The organism is Amycolatopsis echigonensis (genome assembly GCF_002846615.1).
In the GTDB taxonomy this organism is placed as follows: Bacteria; Actinomycetota; Actinomycetes; order Mycobacteriales; family Pseudonocardiaceae; genus Amycolatopsis; species Amycolatopsis echigonensis.
In genome coordinates, this window is sequence record NZ_PJMY01000003.1 from 5,137,479 (window position 1) to 5,154,820 (window position 17,342).

The 17,342-nt window shown below is 69.4% G+C and carries 14 protein-coding genes; 11 read left to right on the forward strand and 3 right to left on the reverse strand.

Translation table 11 applies throughout. The features are described from left to right. The first annotated feature begins 34 nt into the window (after positions 1–34). The 3 genes from ATK30_RS29465 (at position 35) to ATK30_RS45710 (ending at position 2,508) form a co-directional block, all read left to right on the forward strand. Complete coding sequence (locus ATK30_RS29465; protein WP_101438260.1) at positions 35–958, forward strand: ATP-binding cassette domain-containing protein; 924 nt, start codon at positions 35–37, stop codon at positions 956–958. Next, complete coding sequence (locus ATK30_RS29470) at positions 958–1,785, forward strand: ABC transporter permease (protein WP_101438261.1); 828 nt, start codon at positions 958–960, stop codon at positions 1,783–1,785. The genes ATK30_RS29465 and ATK30_RS29470 overlap by 1 nt, the downstream gene beginning before the upstream one ends. Positions 1,786–1,935: 150 nt before the next feature. Next, on the forward strand, positions 1,936–2,508 hold the full coding sequence (locus tag ATK30_RS45710; RefSeq protein ID WP_208637447.1) for a hypothetical protein: 573 nt from the start codon (positions 1,936–1,938) through the stop codon (positions 2,506–2,508). A 347-nt stretch (positions 2,509–2,855) separates the two neighbouring features. On the opposite strand, the gene ATK30_RS29480 is transcribed toward ATK30_RS45710, so the two are convergent. Further along, positions 2,856–3,623 (reverse strand): AfsR/SARP family transcriptional regulator, encoded by a 768-nt coding sequence (locus tag ATK30_RS29480; RefSeq protein ID WP_101438262.1) that lies wholly within the window; start codon positions 3,621–3,623, stop codon positions 2,856–2,858. 276 nt (positions 3,624–3,899) lie between these two features. On the opposite strand from ATK30_RS29480, the gene ATK30_RS29485 reads away from it, so the two are divergent. Further along, complete coding sequence (locus ATK30_RS29485; RefSeq protein WP_244194759.1) at positions 3,900–4,517, forward strand: ScbR family autoregulator-binding transcription factor; 618 nt, start codon at positions 3,900–3,902, stop codon at positions 4,515–4,517. A gap of 174 nt (positions 4,518–4,691) precedes the next feature. Here the strand turns inward: ATK30_RS29485 and ATK30_RS29490 are convergent, their stop codons facing one another. Further along, entirely contained in the window at positions 4,692–5,318 is a 627-nt protein-coding gene (locus tag ATK30_RS29490; protein ID WP_101438263.1) for a ScbR family autoregulator-binding transcription factor, read from the reverse strand. A 197-nt stretch (positions 5,319–5,515) separates the two neighbouring features. Between ATK30_RS29490 and ATK30_RS29495 the strand changes: the two genes are divergently transcribed. From ATK30_RS29495 to ATK30_RS29525, 6 genes are all read left to right on the forward strand, one after another. Continuing rightward, positions 5,516–6,472: a ScbA/BarX family gamma-butyrolactone biosynthesis protein gene (locus ATK30_RS29495; protein WP_244194760.1), complete on the forward strand. Its 957-nt coding sequence runs from the start codon at positions 5,516–5,518 to the stop codon at positions 6,470–6,472. Then, complete coding sequence (locus tag ATK30_RS29500) at positions 6,469–7,434, forward strand: NAD-dependent epimerase/dehydratase family protein (protein ID WP_208637448.1); 966 nt, start codon at positions 6,469–6,471, stop codon at positions 7,432–7,434. Before ATK30_RS29495 ends, ATK30_RS29500 begins: the two co-directional genes overlap by 4 nt. Positions 7,435–7,584: 150 nt before the next feature. Beyond that, positions 7,585–8,493: a ribonuclease Z gene (locus tag ATK30_RS29505; RefSeq protein ID WP_101441136.1), complete on the forward strand. Its 909-nt coding sequence runs from the start codon at positions 7,585–7,587 to the stop codon at positions 8,491–8,493. Positions 8,494–9,225: 732 nt separating this feature from the next. Then, on the forward strand, positions 9,226–9,846 hold the full coding sequence (locus ATK30_RS29515; protein WP_101438265.1) for a dihydrofolate reductase family protein: 621 nt from the start codon (positions 9,226–9,228) through the stop codon (positions 9,844–9,846). Between the two features lie 36 nt (positions 9,847–9,882). After that, positions 9,883–10,206 carry a YciI family protein gene (locus tag ATK30_RS29520; RefSeq protein ID WP_101438266.1) on the forward strand — a complete coding sequence of 108 codons (324 nt, stop codon included), beginning with the start codon at positions 9,883–9,885 and terminating at the stop codon, positions 10,204–10,206. Continuing rightward, positions 10,203–11,420 (forward strand): RNA polymerase sigma factor, encoded by a 1,218-nt coding sequence (locus ATK30_RS29525; protein WP_101438267.1) that lies wholly within the window; start codon positions 10,203–10,205, stop codon positions 11,418–11,420. The genes ATK30_RS29520 and ATK30_RS29525 overlap by 4 nt, the downstream gene beginning before the upstream one ends. Positions 11,421–11,668: 248 nt before the next feature. Here ATK30_RS29525 and ATK30_RS29530 read toward each other — a convergent pair whose 3' ends face one another. Beyond that, positions 11,669–12,199 (reverse strand): GNAT family N-acetyltransferase, encoded by a 531-nt coding sequence (locus ATK30_RS29530; protein WP_101438268.1) that lies wholly within the window; start codon positions 12,197–12,199, stop codon positions 11,669–11,671. 832 nt (positions 12,200–13,031) lie between these two features. Here ATK30_RS29530 and ATK30_RS29535 point away from each other — a divergent pair. Further along, on the forward strand, positions 13,032–16,403 hold the full coding sequence (locus ATK30_RS29535) for a TM0106 family RecB-like putative nuclease (protein WP_101438269.1): 3,372 nt from the start codon (positions 13,032–13,034) through the stop codon (positions 16,401–16,403). Positions 16,404–17,342: the final 939 nt, after the last annotated feature.

Genomic DNA, 17,342 nt, shown 5'->3' on the forward strand with positions numbered 1-17,342 from the left:
TCCCCGCTTGACCGAACCGAGGAGAGGTAACCCGATGGTCACCGGCTACGCAATCGAAGCACGGGGGCTGCGCAAGTCCTACGGCGATGTCGACGTCCTGGAAAGCGTCGACCTCAGCGTCGAGCGGGGCACGATGTTCGCACTGCTGGGCCCCAACGGCGCCGGCAAGACCACGACGGTGCGGATCCTCAGCACCCTCCTGGAGGCCGACGGCGGCACCGTGACCGTGAACGGGCACGACGTCGCCAAGCGCACCCGCAAGGTCCGCGAGCAGATCGGCCTCACCGGACAGAACACCGCGGTCGACGAACTGCTCACCGGACGCGAAAACCTGGAAATGATGGGACGGCTGTTCCACCTGCCGATCGCGCGGGCGAAGGAACGGGCGACCGAACTGCTCGCCCAGTTCGACCTCGAAGAAGCGGCCAGCCGTCCGGTGAAGACCTACTCCGGCGGCATGCGGCGCCGGCTCGACCTCGCGATCAGCCTGATCACGTCGCCGCCGGTGCTGTTCCTCGACGAACCCACCACGGGCCTCGACCCGCGCAGCCGCTCGGCGATGTGGGACGCGATCCGCAAACTGCTCGACGGCGGCACCACGGTCCTGCTCACCACGCAATACCTCGACGAGGCCGACCAGCTGGCCGACCGGATCGCGGTCATCGACAAGGGCCGCGTCGTCGCCGAGGGCACCGCCACCGAGCTCAAGCGCCGTGTCGGCACGGAACGGCTCAAGCTGACCTTCGCCTCGGCCGCCGAAGCCGGCCGCGCGCAGCAGGTCACCGGCGGCGTGCTGCTGGACGAGACGGTCAGCGTCCCGATCGACCACCCCGGCCAGGTGCGGGCGACGCTCAACCGGGTCGCCGACGCCGGGCTCGAGCCCGCCGGGATCGAGCTGTCCGAACCGACGCTCGACGACGTGTTCCACACCCTCACCTCAACCGCGGGAGCGAAGTGATGACCCAGACCTTGTCCAGGGAAACCGAGGGGGCACGGATCCCCGCGGCGCCCGAGAGCGCCGGGCTGGCCTCGGTGCTGTCCGACTTCCGCGTGCTGATCGGGCGCAACGTCAAGCACATCACGCGGAACCCGGAGATGCTGCTGCAGGCGGTGTCGCTGCCGATCGTGCTGCTGCTGCTGTTCCGCTTCATGTTCGGGCCCGCGATCACCGTGCCCGGCATGGCCTACGTCGACTACCTCGTGCCGGGCCTGCTCGCGATCAGCATCGGCTTCAACTCGACGACCACCGTCGTCGGAGTCGCCGCGGACCTCACCCAGGGCCTCGTGGAACGCTTCCGCTCGATGCCGATGTTCGGCCCGGCCGTGCTGGTCGGCCACGTCGCCGCCGGGATGCTGCGCAGCCTCGTGTCGTTCGTGATCATGGTGGCGATCGGCCTCGCGGTCGGCTTCCGCCCCGGCGGCAGCGCACTCGGCTGGCTCGCCGCGATCGGCCTGCTGGTGCTGTTCGCGGCCGGCGTCTTCTGGCTGGCCGTGCTGCTCGGCTCGATCTCGAAGACGGTCGAGGGCGCCGGCGGTCTCGGCATGATCCTCGTGTTCGTGCCGTACGCGTCCAGCGCTCTCGTGCCGACCCAGGCGATGCCCGGCGTGCTGCGCGTGGTCGTGGACAACCAGCCGTTCACCGTGTTGATGGACGCTGTGCGGGCGCTGATGAACGGCACTCCCGCCGGCGGCACCGCGTGGCTCGCGCTCGCCTGGTGGGGCGTGATCACCGTGGCGGCGTCGTTCCTCGCGGTGCGCAAGTTCAACCGGCGTACCAAGGGCTGAACCCCGTTTCCGCCGAAGGGCGACCCGCTTCCGCGCGGGTCGCCCTTTCCGTCGTGTCTAGGGGACCCCGATTCCGCTAGGTCGGCTTTAGATCGTTCCGGCACTCTCTGTGGGGTAGAGAGGACCACTGCGTGAAGTGAGGTGGCGACAATGCCGACCCGGGTGATGGAAAAGCCGGTCGATCCCGTGACCGCGTGGCTCGCCCCGCTCGCGGACGACCCCGCGGGCGCGGTCGCGTTCCTCTCCGAAGTAACCGATCGCGTATCCCGGCACCACGGCTCAGGCCGCATACTGGTGCCCGGCGGCGGCCCAGTCGCGGACGCACTGGCCGGAGAGGGCTATGAGGTCCACCTGGAACCCGGCCCGCGCTTCGACGCCGGATACCTCGGCGCGGACGTGCTTTCCCGTCTGCCGGACCAACGAGACCAGCTCCGCGCGATCGGCCGCTACAGCCGCCTCCTGCGCCCCGGCGGAGCCCTGGTGGTCCAAGGACGTCACCCGGATCCAGCCTGCTGGACCGCAGACGCCCGCGTACGCGCGGTGGACGACGTACGGCAAATCGTCCACCTGGCCGACGCCACGCTCCCGTTGCGATACGTGTGGCCCGCAGAACTGGACCTGATGGCCGAACTGGCCGGTCTAGCCCTGGACAGCCGCTGGGGCGGCTGGTACGGAGAACCGGTCACCTGCGGCGGTTTTGTAGTCTCCGTCTACCGCAGCTGAGGGGTGTCGTGAGGGGAACCCTGAGGGAATCAGATTCCCTCAGGGTTCCCCTCACGGCTTTTCCCCCAAGCTAACCAGGCAGCCGCCCCCCAGACTCGCCATGCACCCAAGCCGCGCACCCACCCATCGAGGCGCCCAGACCCTGCCCTGCACCCCGATACGAAGCCTCCCTGCGGTCTGGTGGTGGTTGTCAAGGCATCTTTCCCGCCTTGACAACCACCACCAGACCGTCAGCACAATCGGGCTTCGGGGTGCCCCACCGCCCCCTTCTTATGCGGCGCAGCCGCATAAAAAAGACCCGGCCCCCGCTGACAACGGAAGACCGGGCCGAAACCACCAAGATCAGATCAAACCGCGTCCGACATCTCCCCGACAAGAATGCTGTGGTGCAGCTTCCGCAGCGAACTCCCCGGCTCGATCCCCAGTTGCTGCACCAGATTCTGCCGAGCCGAAGCGAACGTCTCCAACGCCTCCGCCCGCCGGTTGGACCGAGCCAGCGCAGTCATCAGATACTCGGTAAACGTCTCCCGAAGCGTGTGCTCCTTCGCGAGCGCGGATAACTGTCCCACCACCTCGCGATGCCGCCCGATGAGCAACTCGGTTTCCATCAGCAGTTCCAGGCACCCAAGCCGGCTCTCCTCAAGCAACGTGGCGTACGCCTGCACATCAGAAGAGTCGGTGAAGCCCCCGAAAGCCGGGCCGCGCCACAGGTTCGTGGCCTCGCGCAGCACCTTCGCGGCCTGGCCGTAGCTGCGGTCCCAGTGCAGCGTGCGGCCCTGCTCGTACAGCCGGGTGAAGCGGTCGGCGTCGAGTTCGTCGATGCCGACGTGCAGCGAATACCCTCGCGGACTGGTGACCACCGGGCTTTCTTCCGCGTCTTTGCTATTGCCGCGCAACAGTTTCCGCAGCTGTGACACGTAGACGTACAACGCCGCGCTCGCTCGCGCAGGCGGGTGCTCTCCCCAGATCTCGCCGATCAGGTGCTCAGCGGTGACCACCTGGTTGTTCTTCGCCAGCAGCACGGACAGCAGGGTCTCGATCTTGCGGGCCCGCGGGGCGCAGACGCCGGGCCGGCCGCTCACTCTGATCTGTCCGAGAATTTCGTAGTTCAGCATGACTGCCCTCCGGTGTCTCTCGCGCCGGACCCGTCCGGCGGCGCCCCCAGCGCCGCTGCCTGCCGGTCCGATCCGGGTCCACCACTGGACCATAGCAAACCGGGAGGTCGGTTTTCAAGGTAAAACCGGGAGGTTGGTCTGTTTTGGCCCAGGCCTGCGGGATGACACCAGGTAATAGGGTGCGAAACCCTGGTAAACCGGGCGGTCGGTATGTCATGATGGACGGGTCGGAGAGCACGCGTTGTGTCCCTCCGGCGCGAGACGATGGGGAAGACGGTGACGAAACAGGCCCGTGCCGAGCTCACCAGGCTGATGCTGCTGGACGCCGCGGCGGTGCTGCTGCACCGGGACGGCTACGCGGCCACGAGCATGGTGGACATCGCGCGCGAAGCAGGCGTCACCAAGGGCGGCCTGTACTTCCACTTCTCGTCGAAGGACGAGGTGTGCGACGAGGTGCAAGCGGCGGCGGTCGCGGTCTTGCACGAGCACGTGGCGCGAGCTCGCCGGCGACGTCCGCATCTGCGCAGGCTGGCGGACCTGAGCCGGGCTTTGATGGGCTGGCTGGCCGAAGACGCGAAGGTGGGCGCGAGTTTCCGGCTCGCCCGCGAAATGGGCTCGAACGACCCGCGGTTCGTGACCTTCGTCCGCGCGTGGCTGGGCCAGGTGCGCGCGCACATCGCCGCGGCGCACGGGGCGGGCGAGCTGAGCCCGCACGTCCGCCCGGACATGGCGGCGCTGCTGGTCGTGGTGACGTGCGTGGGCCTGGAATCGGCGGCGGCGAGCGGCACGATCCCGGCGGGCACGGACCTGGCGAGCACGCTTTCCGAACTGTGGCGGGTGATCGAGGCGGCACAGCCGGCGGATTCGGCTGCCGCCGAGGCGACGGGCACCTGAGCGGCCTGCTCCCGGTCGCGCGTTCTTCGCGTCGCGGCGAGTCGAGCAGGCCCTCCTGGACGACAAGCCCGAGCGCCTGGTCCTCAGGACCCGCGGCACGGCGCCTAATTCACCAAACCGCACCAAGTGCGGCTCAGCAAACCGACCGCCCGGTTCTCTCCGGACGGCCAGTCCTCACTCGGCGTCGGCGGGAGGAGTCCCGGCCGCGTTGAACTTGTGCAGCCGCCGCGGCGGCACCACCGCGTTCAGGATCGTCTGCCACATGAAGGTGATCCGCTCGTGCAGGTCGGTCCGCCCGGTCAGCACCTGCGAACTGAGCTGGCTCCCGGTGAACGACGCGACCACGTACTGCGCGAGATCGTGCGCGTTGACGTCTTTCCGCACGTCGCCGGCCGCTTTCGCGGCGAGCAGCAGGCCGTGCACGGTGTCGATCCACTGCTTGTAGGCGTTCGCGGCCGGGGTGACGAACGAACCCTGCTCGATGACCAGCCGGATGCCGGCGCGCACGCGCACGTCGCTGCGCAGGCTGTGCCCCATGTTCTGAGTGAGGTCGATGGCCGTCTGCAGCCCAGGGTTTTCGATGTCGGCCAGCGGGTCCCACACGGAGAACTGCTCGCGGATCAACGCGTCCGCCAGCTCTTCCTTGGACCTGAAGTGAAAGTACAGCGCGCCCTTCGTGACCCCGGCCTCGGCGAGGATGTCCGACAGGCTCGCGCCGAGAAAGCCGACCGCGTCGAACCTGGACGCGGCCGCGTCGAGGATGGCCTTGCGGGTCTGCTCCGCGCGTTCCTGGCGAGCCACTGCGCACACTCCTTCCGGGGGAATCCGCGGGCCTGGACCGGCCACGCTGCCATGCCAGTCTACCTCCGCACCCGGTCGAGAAGCCAGAGAAAAAAAACCGGTAGGTAGGTATGGTTTTGTCCGCCCGTTTCCGCTAAAAATGTGGTGGGGGTACTGGGGAAGTACTTTTTTCTGGGAGGACCGACATGGTCGGTACATTGTTAGAGGAGTCTGTCAGAGGAACCTTCATCACCGATGGCGAAAGTTCGCCGGGCGCGAGCCCGGTCGACTTCCAGCAGACGATCCCGCGCAATCTCGTGCACCGCGCGGCCGTCTCGGAGGTTTTCGTCACCGACTTGAACATCGTGGCCGAGGGCCGGTTCGAAATCGGCGCGCAGTGGCCGCGCCGGCACGGCTTCTTCGGCCCGTGCGCTCCGGGGTCGCACGACCCCATGCTGTATGCGGAAACCTGCCGTCAGGCGGGGCTGCTCATCGCGCACCGCGCCTATGGCGTTTCGCTCGGCAGTGCGTTCATCTCCGACCGCAAGACCAGCTCTATCACCCCCGAAGGGCTGGTCACCGAGGGGCGGCCGATCGACGTGGTGCTGCGGGCGACCGCGCACGACCCGGTGTTCCGGGGCAAGAACCTCATCGGCATGCGGGCCGAGTTCGGCTGCTTCCGCGACGACGAACTGGTCGGCACCGCTTCGGAAACCTGGCGCTGCGTGTCCCCGGCGGTCTACCGACGGCTGCGCGGCGACCACTTCGCGGCGACGCCGTTCCAGGCCCGCGCGCTGCCCACGGTGGTCCCGGCGCTCGTCGGCCGGGACCGCGGGGAAGACGTGCTGGTCGCGGAGACCGCGGTGCCCGGCACCTGGTCGCTGCAGTTCGACCCGGACCACCCGGTCCTGTTCGACCATTCGGTGGACCATGTCCCGGGCATGGTGCTGATCGAGGGCGCGCGGCAGGCGGCGCTGCTGATGCTCGGCGATCCGCACGCGCTGCCGCTGCGCTCGGATTTCGAGTTCTCCGCCTATGTCGAGTTCGACTCCGAATGCCTGCTGGTGGCCGAGGAACTCGAACCCGACGCTGACGGATCTCGCGTGGTGCGGGTGGTGCTGGAGCAGAAAGGCCGCCCCGCGGCGACCGGCACCCTGGCGATGCGCAGGTCATGACTGCCGGCCTGGGGGCGGACAGTACGGCCGGGGAAGTCCTCCTCACCGGAGCGACCGGGTTCATCGGCTCGGCGGTGCTGCGGGCGTTGCTCGCCCGCGGCGCCGCGGTGCGGGTGCTGGCGCGGGGTGCGGTGCCGGAGTGGATCACGCGATCCGGCGCGCGGATCCACCGAGGCGACCTCACCGACGCCGCCGGACTGGCCGGGGCGTGCACGGGCGTCGCGACGCTCGTGCACGCCGCGTCCCGGATCGGCGGCACCGAAGAGGACTGCGCCGAGGTCAACGATCGCGGGACGGCCCGGCTCCTCGCGGAGGCGCACCGCGCGGGCACACGCCGCATCGTGTACCTCAGCACCTGCGCGGTCTACCGCGACGGCGAGCATCGAGGCGCGCTCGAGGACACGCTCGACCTCGCGCCCGCCTCGGCCACCAGCCGCACCAGGCTGGCCGGGGAACAGCAGGTCCGCGCCGCCGGCGGGATCGTTCTGCGGCCGCACCTGGTGTACGGCGACGGCGACCGGCACGTGGTCCCGGCGCTGGCGAAGTGGCTGCGGGCGGTTCCGGCGTGGGCGGCGGGCGGCACGGCTCGTACGTCAGTGGTCTCGTCGTGGGATCTCGCTGCTGTGCTCAGCGCGTTCGCGCTGGACCCGGCACTGGGCAGACCCGGCGAGGTGTTCCACGTGGCCGAGCCGGGACCGGTGCGGATGCGGGAACTGCTCGAAGCCGTCTGCGCAGTGCTCGACCTGCCGGTTCCGGGCGCTGACCTGCCGCTGCGCGAACATCGGGCGCGCACGCCGTGGCTCAGCGAGCACCAATGGTCGCTGCTCACCCGGGACCACTGGTACGACAGCGCCAAGGTCTGGAAGGTCACCGGAGTGTCCCCAGGACCGGGACTCGGCGTCCGGCTGGCCCAAGCCCGGACCTGGTATCGGGAAACGCTGGCAATTCCCGAGGCGGGCTGAAGATCGAATTCGGCGGAAAGTGATCGAACGAATTCATTCGGCGATAATGGCGAGCGGCCGTCCGGGAAATTCATCCCGGACGGCCGCCGTTGTTTCCGCGCAGTTCATTTCGGTGGCGGCGGGACCGGACAGGGCGCGAAGATGATCGGCATGTCCCGACGCGAGCTAGTCGTGCTCGGCTCGGCGAGCCAGACGCCGACCCGGCACCGCAACCACAACGGCTACCTGCTGCGCTTCGACACCGACGGCGTCCTCTTCGATCCGGGCGAAGGCACTCAGCGGCAGATGATGTATGCCGGCGCGACGGCGAGCGAACTCACGCACCTGTGCGTGACCCACTTCCACGGCGACCACAGCCTCGGCCTCGCGGGCATCATCCAGCGGCTGTCCCTGGACGACGTCGCGCATCCGGTGCGCTGCCACTACCCGGCGTCCGGCCAGGAGTACTTCGACCGGCTGCGGCACTCGACGGCGTTCCACGAACGTGCCGAACTGGTCCCGCTGCCGATCTCCGTGCCGGGTCCGCTGGGTGGTGCGCTGTCGGCGTACCCGCTGGAACACCGCATCGACTGCTTCGGCTACCGCTATGCCGAACCGGACGGAATCCGGATGCTGCCGGACGCGCTCGCCGCGGCAGGCGTCCAAGGCCCCGCCGTCCGGAAACTCCAGGCCGACGGCGTGCTCGAGACCGCGAAGGGCGTGGTCCGGCTGGAGGACGTGAGCGTGCCCCGCCCGGGTCAGGTAGTCGCGTTCGTGATGGACACCCGCCTGTGCGCGGGCGCGTTCGCCTGCGCGGACGGGGCGGACCTGCTGATCGCCGAATCGACCTTCCGCGCCGACGACGCCGACCTGGCCTACCGCTACGGCCACCTGACCAGCACCGACGCCGGACGGCTCGCTGCGGAGTCAGGTGCCCGGGAGTTGCTGCTGACGCACTTCTCGCAGCGTTACCCGTACGAGGAGGCAGACCGGTTCCGCGACGAAGCGGCGAAGGTGTTCGACGGTGAGATCCACGTGGCTCGGGACCTGGACGTAGTGCCATTGCCTCCGCGCCGGTGAGCAGCGACTGTCCGGCAGAATCGCGGGGATGCCGCGCCCGGTCGCTGCTGACCTGCTGGAAACACTCGTGCCCGGTGCCGCGCTCGCCTTGCCATGCAAGGGAATCCGCACCACGTCGCCCTGATGCCCGGCGTCGCCGCGGTGCGAATCAGCAAGCGCCCCGGATTCCGCCGCCGAGCCTGCCCCGCCGGGTCGAGATCCTTCGCGCGGTCGCGGCGGCCGTCTGCCGTTCGCCGTCCCCGGAGCCGCTCACGCCGGTCACCTCCTTCGGACACCGTGGCTCGAAGAGGCCCCGGCCAGGCTCGTCCACGGCGATCTCGGCTGACCGGCGGGCTCGGCTGACCGGCGGGCCCGGGGCTGACCGGCGGGCTCGGCTGACCGGCGTCCTCGACTGGGACCTGGCGAGCCTGGCCGCCCCGGCGATCGACGCCGCGCTCGTCCCGCCCTGGCCCGGCTCGGACGTCATGCGCGCACCTGCCGTACCGCCGCGCGTGGGCCTGGAACGACCTGATCAGCGTCGAGCACCTCCGCGCGATCTTCGTGGAGAAGCCGCTGACCAGCGTCGATGGCTTCTTTCGTGCCGTCGCGGCTTGGCTGGAGGCACGCGGTTAGCGGTTGCCCGGAAATTTTCTGGAAGATTTTTTGGCCGCGCTGTCGGATCGGCCCTGCGGTCTTCGTAGCAGTGGTGAAGCCGCCCGCAAGGGGCGGCACCGAGCCTAAGGAACCGCGATCATGAAGCTCACGACTGTGACCCAGTTGACCGTCGACGGAGTCGTTCAGGGCAACGGCGGCGCGTCCGACGAGGACCGCCGGAACGGATTCGAGCGAGGCGGATGGGCGCTGGGCAAGGGCGACCACGACACGCTGGCGTTCATCAACGAGACCTACCAGCGCGCCGACGCTTTCCTGTTCGGCCGGCGGACGTACGACCTGTTCGCCGGGTCGTGGGGAGCCATGAGCGCCGCGGATGCCCCCGGCCGGGAGCCCATCGTGCGGGCGCTGAACGAGCGGCCCAAGTACGTGGCCTCGGCGACGCTCACCGACCCGAAGTGGTCCGGCACGACGGTCCTGTCCGGCGACCTGGCAGCCGCCGTCGCGGACCTCAAGGCCGCACCGGGCGGAGAACTGCAGGTGCACGGCAGCGGATCCCTCGTCCAATGGCTGCTGGAACAGGGCTTGGTCGACGAGATGATCTTTCTCGTGATCCCGGTGATCGTCGGACAGGGCAACCGGCTGTTTCCGCGGAACGGCCCGGATCTGGCGCTCGATCTGGTTGAGTCTCGAGTGGACACGAAGGGCGTGACGACCCAGGTCTGGCGCCCGGCCGGGCGTCCGCAGTACGCGGGCCGCTGACCTCAGACCTCAGACACGACGGGAGACGATCCTCGGATGCAGTACCTGATTTCCGTGGTCCACGACCAGCCCACCCTCTCCACGCCGGAGGAAGACGCTGCGATCGACGTCTTCAACGAGCGCCTCCAGACCGAGAACCACTGGGTCTTCGCCGGCGGCCTGGCCGCGCCGGAAACCGCGACCGTCATCGACAACCGGGGTGCGGAGGCGATGGTCACCGACGGCCCTTTCCTGGAGTCCAAGGAGTACCTGGCCGGTTTCTGGGTCATCGAGGCACCCGACCTCGACGTGGCGCTCAAGCTCGCCGCCGAGGGGTCGAAGGCATGCAACCGGAAGGTCGAGGTGCGACCGTTCCTGTGAGCGACGTCCGGGAGGCGATCACCCGTGCCCACCGCGAGGAGTGGGCCCGGGTGGTCGCCGGCTTGACCAAACGCTTCGGCGACCTGGACATCGCCGAAGAATCGGCCGCCGAGGCGTTCGCGACCGCTGTCGAACGGTGGCCTGCCGACGGCGTGCCGCCGAACCCCGGCGCCTGGCTGACCACCACCGCCACGCGCAAAGCCATCGACCGCATCCGCCGCGAAAACAAACGCGACGACAAGCAAAGGGAGGCCCAGCCGGTGTACGACACGACGCCTCCCACTCTTATCGACGACGACCGCCTCCGGCTGATCTTCACCTGCTGCCATCCCGCGTTGGCGGCCGAAGCCCGGGTCGCCCTGACCCTGCGCATGGTCGGCGGCCTGACCGTGCCGGAGATCGCCCGCGCCTTCCTGGTGTCGGAAAGCACCATGGGACAACGGATCACGCGAGCGAAAGCCAAGATCAAGGCCGCCCGCATCCCCTACCGAGTGCCGTCCGCCGAAGACCTCCCGGCTCGCGTCTCCGGCGTCCTCACCGTGCTGTTCCTGGCCTTCAACGAGGGCTATCTGGCCACCGGTCCCGACACCGATCCCGTGCGCCAAGACCTGACCGCCGAAGCGATCCGGCTGACGCGCCTGATCCGCGCCCTGCTGCCCGACAACGGCGAGGTGACCGGCCTGCTGGCCCTGATGCTCCTCACCGAAGCCCGCCGCGCCGCCCGAGTGTCTCCCAGCGGCGAGCTGGTCGCCCTGGACGAGCAAAACCGTGCCCGGTGGGACGCGACGCTGATCGCCGAAGGCCACCGCCTGGTCCGCGAACGCCTCGCCGCCGGGGTCGCGCCCGGCCGGTGCCAGATCCTGGCCGCGATCAATGCCGTGCACACGTCCGCGCGTGACATGCGGGACACTGACTGGTCGCAGATCCTCGCCCTCTACGAGCAGCTGGTCCGCGTCGACCCGTCCCCGATCGTCGCCCTGAACCGAGCCGTCGCGGTCGCCGAACTCGACGGCCCGGAAGCGGCGCTGGAGCTGGTCGACCGGCTGGAGGACCGGTTGGCGGGCTATCACCCGTACCACGCCACTCGCGCCGACCTGCTGCGCCGATTGGGTCGAAATCCGGAGTCACGCGCGGCTTACGAGAAGGCGATCGAGCTGGCGGGCAATACAGCGGAGACTGCCGCGTTGTCTCGTCGGCGAGACGAGCTGCGGTAGCGCCATTCGAAGGGCCGTGGCGAGGAGTCGTCGGGTGCCTTGCGGGAACGCATCTGGTGCGGCGGGCAGCACCACTCCGAGCGCGGCCAGTCCGACCAGCGACGCGGCCCACCGACGACGCGGCCCACCGACGATGCGGCCAGTCCGACCGGCGATGCGGCCCACCGGCGATGCGGCCAGTCCCACCGTCGATCAAGTTCGCCCGTGCGTAACCGACCTTCCCTGCACATGCCCGGAACGCGCGCCAGTCAGCAACCTGAGGTGCGCACGTGCCGGTGCCCGCTGACCGGGAATTCCGGCGGCGCGGGCGGCAGCAGTTCGTCGAGGACGTAGCCGCATTTCTCCGCGACCCGGCACGAAGCCGGATTGTCCTCGGCATGCAGCAAGTCCAGACGGCTCAACCGGACGAGCTGTTGCGTGCCGAGCGCCCATCGCGACGTGGCTTCCAACGCCCGGGCAGCGATGCCCTGACCCCGAGCCGCGGCGGCAATCCAGTAGCCGACTTCGGCGGTGTCAGCAGCCCGAACCTTCACGACGACGTGGCCGAGAGGCGTGTCGTCGTCGGCCGCCACCGCGAAGCTGAACTGGGTTGCGGAGTCCCAGCCTGAGGCCTGTGAGTCCAGCCATCGCCGAGCTTCGGCGTCGTCGGTGAGAGGAGTCATCAACCGGCGCCGCAGCAGGGGATCTCGATGCGCGGCGACCAGAGCCCGCCGATCCTCTTGCCGCCACGGTCGCAGCCGCAAGCCATTGGGTCCGGGGATGGACAAGACAACCGTCATGATCGGCCATTCTGCACCGCGTCACAGCGGGACAAACGCCGACCTCGCAAGCCCGCCCGGACAGTGTGCACCCCGCCGAACGACCTGACCGACAACCCCAGCCCGCAGCTCACCGATCCCTGCTCGGCACATGCTCCCAACCACAACCCTCCCAACGGCAACCCTCCAAACTGCAACCCTCGGAACCGATCCCTCCAAACCGCCGCCCTCCGGACCCGGTCCGCCCAGACCGCAACGCTTCGGACTCCGGTCCGTCGGAGCCCGGTCTGTCCGAACCGCCACTCTTCGGAGCCGGTCCGTCCGGTCCCAGTCCACCCAGGCCGCGACGCGTCGAGCCCGGTCCGTCCGAGCCTGGTCGGTCTAGACCGCAATCCTCCTGACCCGGTTCGCCCGAACCCAGCCCGGCCGAACCGCGACGCGTCGAGCCCGGTCCGTCGGAGCCTGGTCCCGTCTAGACCGCAACCCTCCTGACCCGGTCCGGCCGAACCCAGTCCGGCCGAACCGCGACGCTTCGAACCCGGTCCTTCCGAACCTGATTCGCCCAAACCACCACCCTCCGAATCCCGGCCGTCCCAACCCAGCCCGTCCGAGCCAACCTCTCGATCCAACGCCCTCCCTTCAACCCAGAGCCCTTGCAGCCAGCACCTCCTCCCGGCACCGGCACCGGCACCGCCAATTCGCCATCACCTCCCCAAAACCCCGGCACTCACCTCCTCATCGCACCCTCTTCCCGCCACCCCAAGATCGTCCCATCCGCCACCGACAATTCCGGGCGGCGTGTCGTCCCCCGCCTGTCCGGAGCCCGTCCGCGCCCGTGACAGACTGCCGGGCGATGTACACGCCGTCTGATCTCGCTGACCTGCTCGAATGCGAGCACCGGAGCATCCTCAAGCAGGCACTGGCGGCGGGGATACCCGGCGCGCCGCGGCCCACTTCCGCACCCGATCGGCTGGCGGTGAAGCACGGGCGGGCGCACGAGGCGGCCACGCTCGGACGGTTGCGCAGCGAGCGGACTCAGGTCGTCGAGATCGAGGAGCACGATCCGGTCGTCGCGGCGAAGGCCACCGAGGAAGCGTTGCGCGCGGGCGCGCCGGTGATCTATCAGGCGGTGTTCCACGACGGCGAGTTCTCCGGCCGCGCCGATTTCCTTCTGCGCGACGACCAGGGCCGCTACGAGGTCTACGACACGAAGCTCGCCCGGCACGCCAAGCCGTCCGCGGTCGTGCAGCTCACCGCGTACGCCGACGCTCTGCGCCGCGGCGGCTGGCCCGCCGGGCCGGAGATGCACCTGCTGCTGGGCGACGGCAGCACGCGCAGCCTCCGCGTCGACGACTTCCTCCCGCTCGTGGACCGGCTCCGCGACCGGCTGCAGGACCGTCCTCCGCAGCTGCCGGACCGGATCTGGGCTGACGAGCGTCCGGCGTGCACCGGATGCGCGTTCGCCGAGCACTGTTCGTCCGCGCGCGAGGCCGACCGGGACCTGTCGCTGGTCGCCGGGATGCGCAGCGAGCAGCGGCGCAAGCTGGTGACCGCCGGGCTCGGCACCATCGACGCGCTCGCCCGCGCCGAGCCCGCCGACCGTCCGCGCGACATGTCCGAGGGCACGTTCGCGTCGTTGCGCGCGCAGGCCGCGATCCAGGTCCGGCAGGACGAAACCGGCGAGCTGGCCTACGAAATCATCGCCCCGGACGCGCTCGCCGAACTGCCCGAAGCCAGCCCCGGCGACGTTTTCTTCGACATGGAAGGCGACCCGTACGCCCTGGCCGGCACCGGCCTGGAGTACCTCTTCGGCGCGGTCACCCCGGACGAGCGCTTCATCCCGTTCTGGGCACACTCGCGCGCGCAGGAGAAACGAGCGTTCGAGGAGTTCATCGACTTCGCCACCGCACGGCTCGCGGAACACCCCGACGCGCATGTCTACCACTACGCGCCGTACGAGGTCACGGCGATCAAGCGGCTCGCTGCCATCCACGGCACGCGGGAGGAAGCCGTGGACGAGCTGCTGCGCAGCGGCGCGATGATCGACCTGTATGCCGTGGTACGCAAGGCTTTGCGGGTTGGACAGCGGTCGTATTCGATCAAGTATTTAGAACCACTGTACATGCCGGAAGCCCGCGCCGGCGAGGTAAAAACGGCGGTGTCGAGCATCGAGGCGTACGAGGACTACTTGACGCTCTCGTCGGCCGGAAACACCGAACAGGCCGACGAAGTGCTGCGCGGTATCGCGGACTACAACGAGTACGACTGCGTCTCCACGTTGCGCCTGCACGAATTCCTCCACCGCGTGCGCACCGAAGCCGGAATCCCCCTGGCCGAGCCGGAGCCAGAGTCCGAAGTGGACGCTCTGCTTCGCCGCACCGAGGAAGAGGAAGCCGCCCAGCGGCGAGCCGAACGCGCCGCCGCGATGGCAGCGCTGGTCGACCCGCTCCTGGACGGCCTCCCCGAGGACCCCGCGGACTTCACTCCCGACGATCACGCCCGCGCGCTGCTGGCCGCGTCCGTCGGCTATCACCGCCGCGAGACGAACCCGGCCTGGTGGGAATTCTTCCGGCAGCTGGCCGCCCCGCTCAGCGACCTCGAGGTGGACACGACCTGCGCGGTCCCGGTGTCGGTGACCGCGGGCGAGTGGGTGCCGCCGTCCGGCCGGTTGCGCACCGCGAAACGCACGCTGGTCGTGAGGTGCGATCCGGACCGTCCGCATCCGTTCGCGCCCGGCGACGACGTGCGCTTGCGTTACGGTGCCGATGCTCGCGACGCGAAAGTCGTGTCCTCCACGGCTGTCGAAGTGACGCTGGAGGAGAGCAGCGCCCCGGACCGGACGTCCAACGACCTTCCCGCGGCGGTCCTGCCGGGCAGCCCGGTCCGTCCGTCGCCGAAGGACGAGGCGGTGGCCGATCTCGCCCGGCTGGTAGGGGAAACTCTGCCCGCGCTGCCGGCACACCCCGGCGTCGACCTGCTGCGCCGCATCCCCCGATTGCGCGGCGGATTGCCCGAACCGGGGGAAGATCTGGTCGCCACGGTGATCACCGCGGTCGACCAGCTCGACGGTTCCGTGCTCGCCGTCCAAGGTCCGCCCGGAGCCGGAAAGACTTACCTGGCCGGGAAACTCATCGCGCACCTCGTGCGTTCGGGCCGGACAGTCGGCGTCACGTCGAACAGCCACAAAGCGGTCGAGAACGTGCTCTCGGCGGCCATGGAGAACGCGCCGGAAATGGCCTGCGCCAAGCGCGCGAAGCGGACGCCGGACCCGTCTTTGCCTTGGGAGCAGCCGAAAAACAACACCGCGCTGGTCCGCTGGCGCGAAGAACACAACACCGGTCACCTGGTCGGCGGCACGGCGTGGACCTTCGCCAACGCCGCCGTGCGCGAGGAACCCTTCGACGTTCTCGTGATCGACGAAGCCGGTCAGTTCGCCCTCGCGGACGCGCTGGCCGTGTCGATGTGCGCGAAAAACCTGGTGCTGCTGGGCGATCCGCAGCAGCTGCCGCAGGTCGTGCAGGGCACGCACCCGGCAGGCGCGGAGGCGTCGGCGCTGGGTCACCTCATCGGCGAGGCGGACATCATCCCGCCGGAACTGGGCTATTTCCTCGACCTGACGCGCCGCATGCATCCCGCCGTGTGCGCGCCGGTTTCGAACCTGTCGTACGCGGGTTTGCTGCACTCGCATCCCACCGCGGAACGTTCGATCGACGGCTTCCCGTCAGGTCTCTATCTGGCATCGGTCGAGCATCGCGGGAATACCACGCGGTCAGTGGAAGAAGCTGAGCAAGTGGTCTCGGTGATCAAGTCGCTGCACGGCCGTTCGTGGGAAGGCCGGCCGCTCACTGACGCCGATTTCCTTGTGGTAGCCCCGTACAACCTGCAGGCGCGAGTGGTGACGCGCGCGTTGTCCGACGCTGGTTTCGGCGACGTCCGGGTCGGCACGGTCGACCGGTTCCAGGGCCAAGAAGCACCCGTTGTGGTGACGACCATGACCTCGTCGTCGGCGGTAGACTTGCCGCGAGGCCTTGATTTTCTGTTGTCCCGCAACCGGTTGAACGTCGCTCTGTCACGCGCGCAGTCCGTCGCGGTCCTGGTGTGCTCTCCGAAGCTGCTCGAAGCCGACATCAGGACGGTGGACCAGATGCGGCTGGTCTCCGGAATGCTCGGGTTGCTCCGCGACGCACGCGAGTGGATCGACGACGTCCGTGCAGTGGCTGGCTGAATCCGCAATCCGGCGGAACTCACAGACTGGTTGGGCCCGGAGATTGGCTGAACCTGCGGTTCGGCTGGGCCCGCAGTCTGGTTGGGCCTGCGCAGTCTGGCTGAACCCGGAGATTGGCTGAACCTGCGGTTCGGCTGGGCCCGCAGTCTGGTTGGGCCTGCGCAGTCTGGCTGAACCCGGAGATTGGCTGAACCTGCGGTTCGGCTGGGCCCGCAGTCTGGTTGGGCCTGCGCAGTCTGGCTGAACCCGGAGATTGGCTGAACCTGCGGTTCGGCTGGGCCCGCAGATTGGCTGGGGCCTGCGCAGACTGGCTAGGCTCGCAGTCTGGCTGAACCCGGAGATTGGCTGAACCTGCGGTTCGGCTGGGCCCGCAGATTGGCTGGGGCCTGCGCAGACTGGCTAGGCCGCAGTCTGGTTGAGCCCGCAGTGTGGCCGAATCCGGAGACTCGCCGAGCCGGGGTGCCGCCCGGCCGGTCCGGTCGGGATCCGGCGGCCGGGCGGGCACATGTCCCCGCTCGCGCGACCGTGGGGGAGGGGTGGCGCGGCGAACGAGGTGGTCGGGGCGCCCCGCGCGTCCGGCCTGCGGGAGCCGGAGCGGGGGCGCGGGAGCCCCGTCCGCGCGGGGCACTGGGGGAGACGCCGCGACGGACGGGGTGGCTGGAGAAATCTGCGTGTTCTGTCCGGACGGTCTTGTCGCGACTGCCTGCCGCATCAACGGGACCGTCCGGCAGACCGACGGGGTTGCCCGCCGCATCGACGGGACTGCCAGGCAGGCCGACCGGGATTGCCCGGCAGGCCAACGGGGCTGTCCAGCAGGCCGACCGGACCGCCAGGCGCGCAGACCAGGACTGTCCCTGCCGACCGCTGGGGCTGCCCGGCACACCGACCGGGGCCGCTGGTGCGGCTGGCGAACGAACTCGATTTATCCGGTGAACAAAG

Bases quoted from the DNA above. Each gene is read 5' to 3' on its own strand.
- ATK30_RS45710 (WP_208637447.1), top strand. From the start codon at position 1,936: ATGCCGACCCGGGTGATGGAAAAGCCGGTCGATCCCGTGACCGCGTGG.
- ATK30_RS29515 (WP_101438265.1), top strand. From the start codon at position 9,226: ATGAAGCTCACGACTGTGACCCAGTTGACCGTCGACGGAGTCGTTCAG.
- ATK30_RS29480 (WP_101438262.1), bottom strand. From the start codon at position 3,623: ATGCTGAACTACGAAATTCTCGGACAGATCAGAGTGAGCGGCCGGCCC.
- ATK30_RS29465 (WP_101438260.1), top strand. From the start codon at position 35: ATGGTCACCGGCTACGCAATCGAAGCACGGGGGCTGCGCAAGTCCTAC.
- ATK30_RS29470 (WP_101438261.1), top strand. From the start codon at position 958: ATGACCCAGACCTTGTCCAGGGAAACCGAGGGGGCACGGATCCCCGCG.
- ATK30_RS29535 (WP_101438269.1), top strand. From the start codon at position 13,032: ATGTACACGCCGTCTGATCTCGCTGACCTGCTCGAATGCGAGCACCGG.
- ATK30_RS29530 (WP_101438268.1), bottom strand. From the start codon at position 12,199: ATGACGGTTGTCTTGTCCATCCCCGGACCCAATGGCTTGCGGCTGCGA.
- ATK30_RS29505 (WP_101441136.1), top strand. From the start codon at position 7,585: ATGTCCCGACGCGAGCTAGTCGTGCTCGGCTCGGCGAGCCAGACGCCG.
- ATK30_RS29500 (WP_208637448.1), top strand. From the start codon at position 6,469: ATGACTGCCGGCCTGGGGGCGGACAGTACGGCCGGGGAAGTCCTCCTC.
- ATK30_RS29520 (WP_101438266.1), top strand. From the start codon at position 9,883: ATGCAGTACCTGATTTCCGTGGTCCACGACCAGCCCACCCTCTCCACG.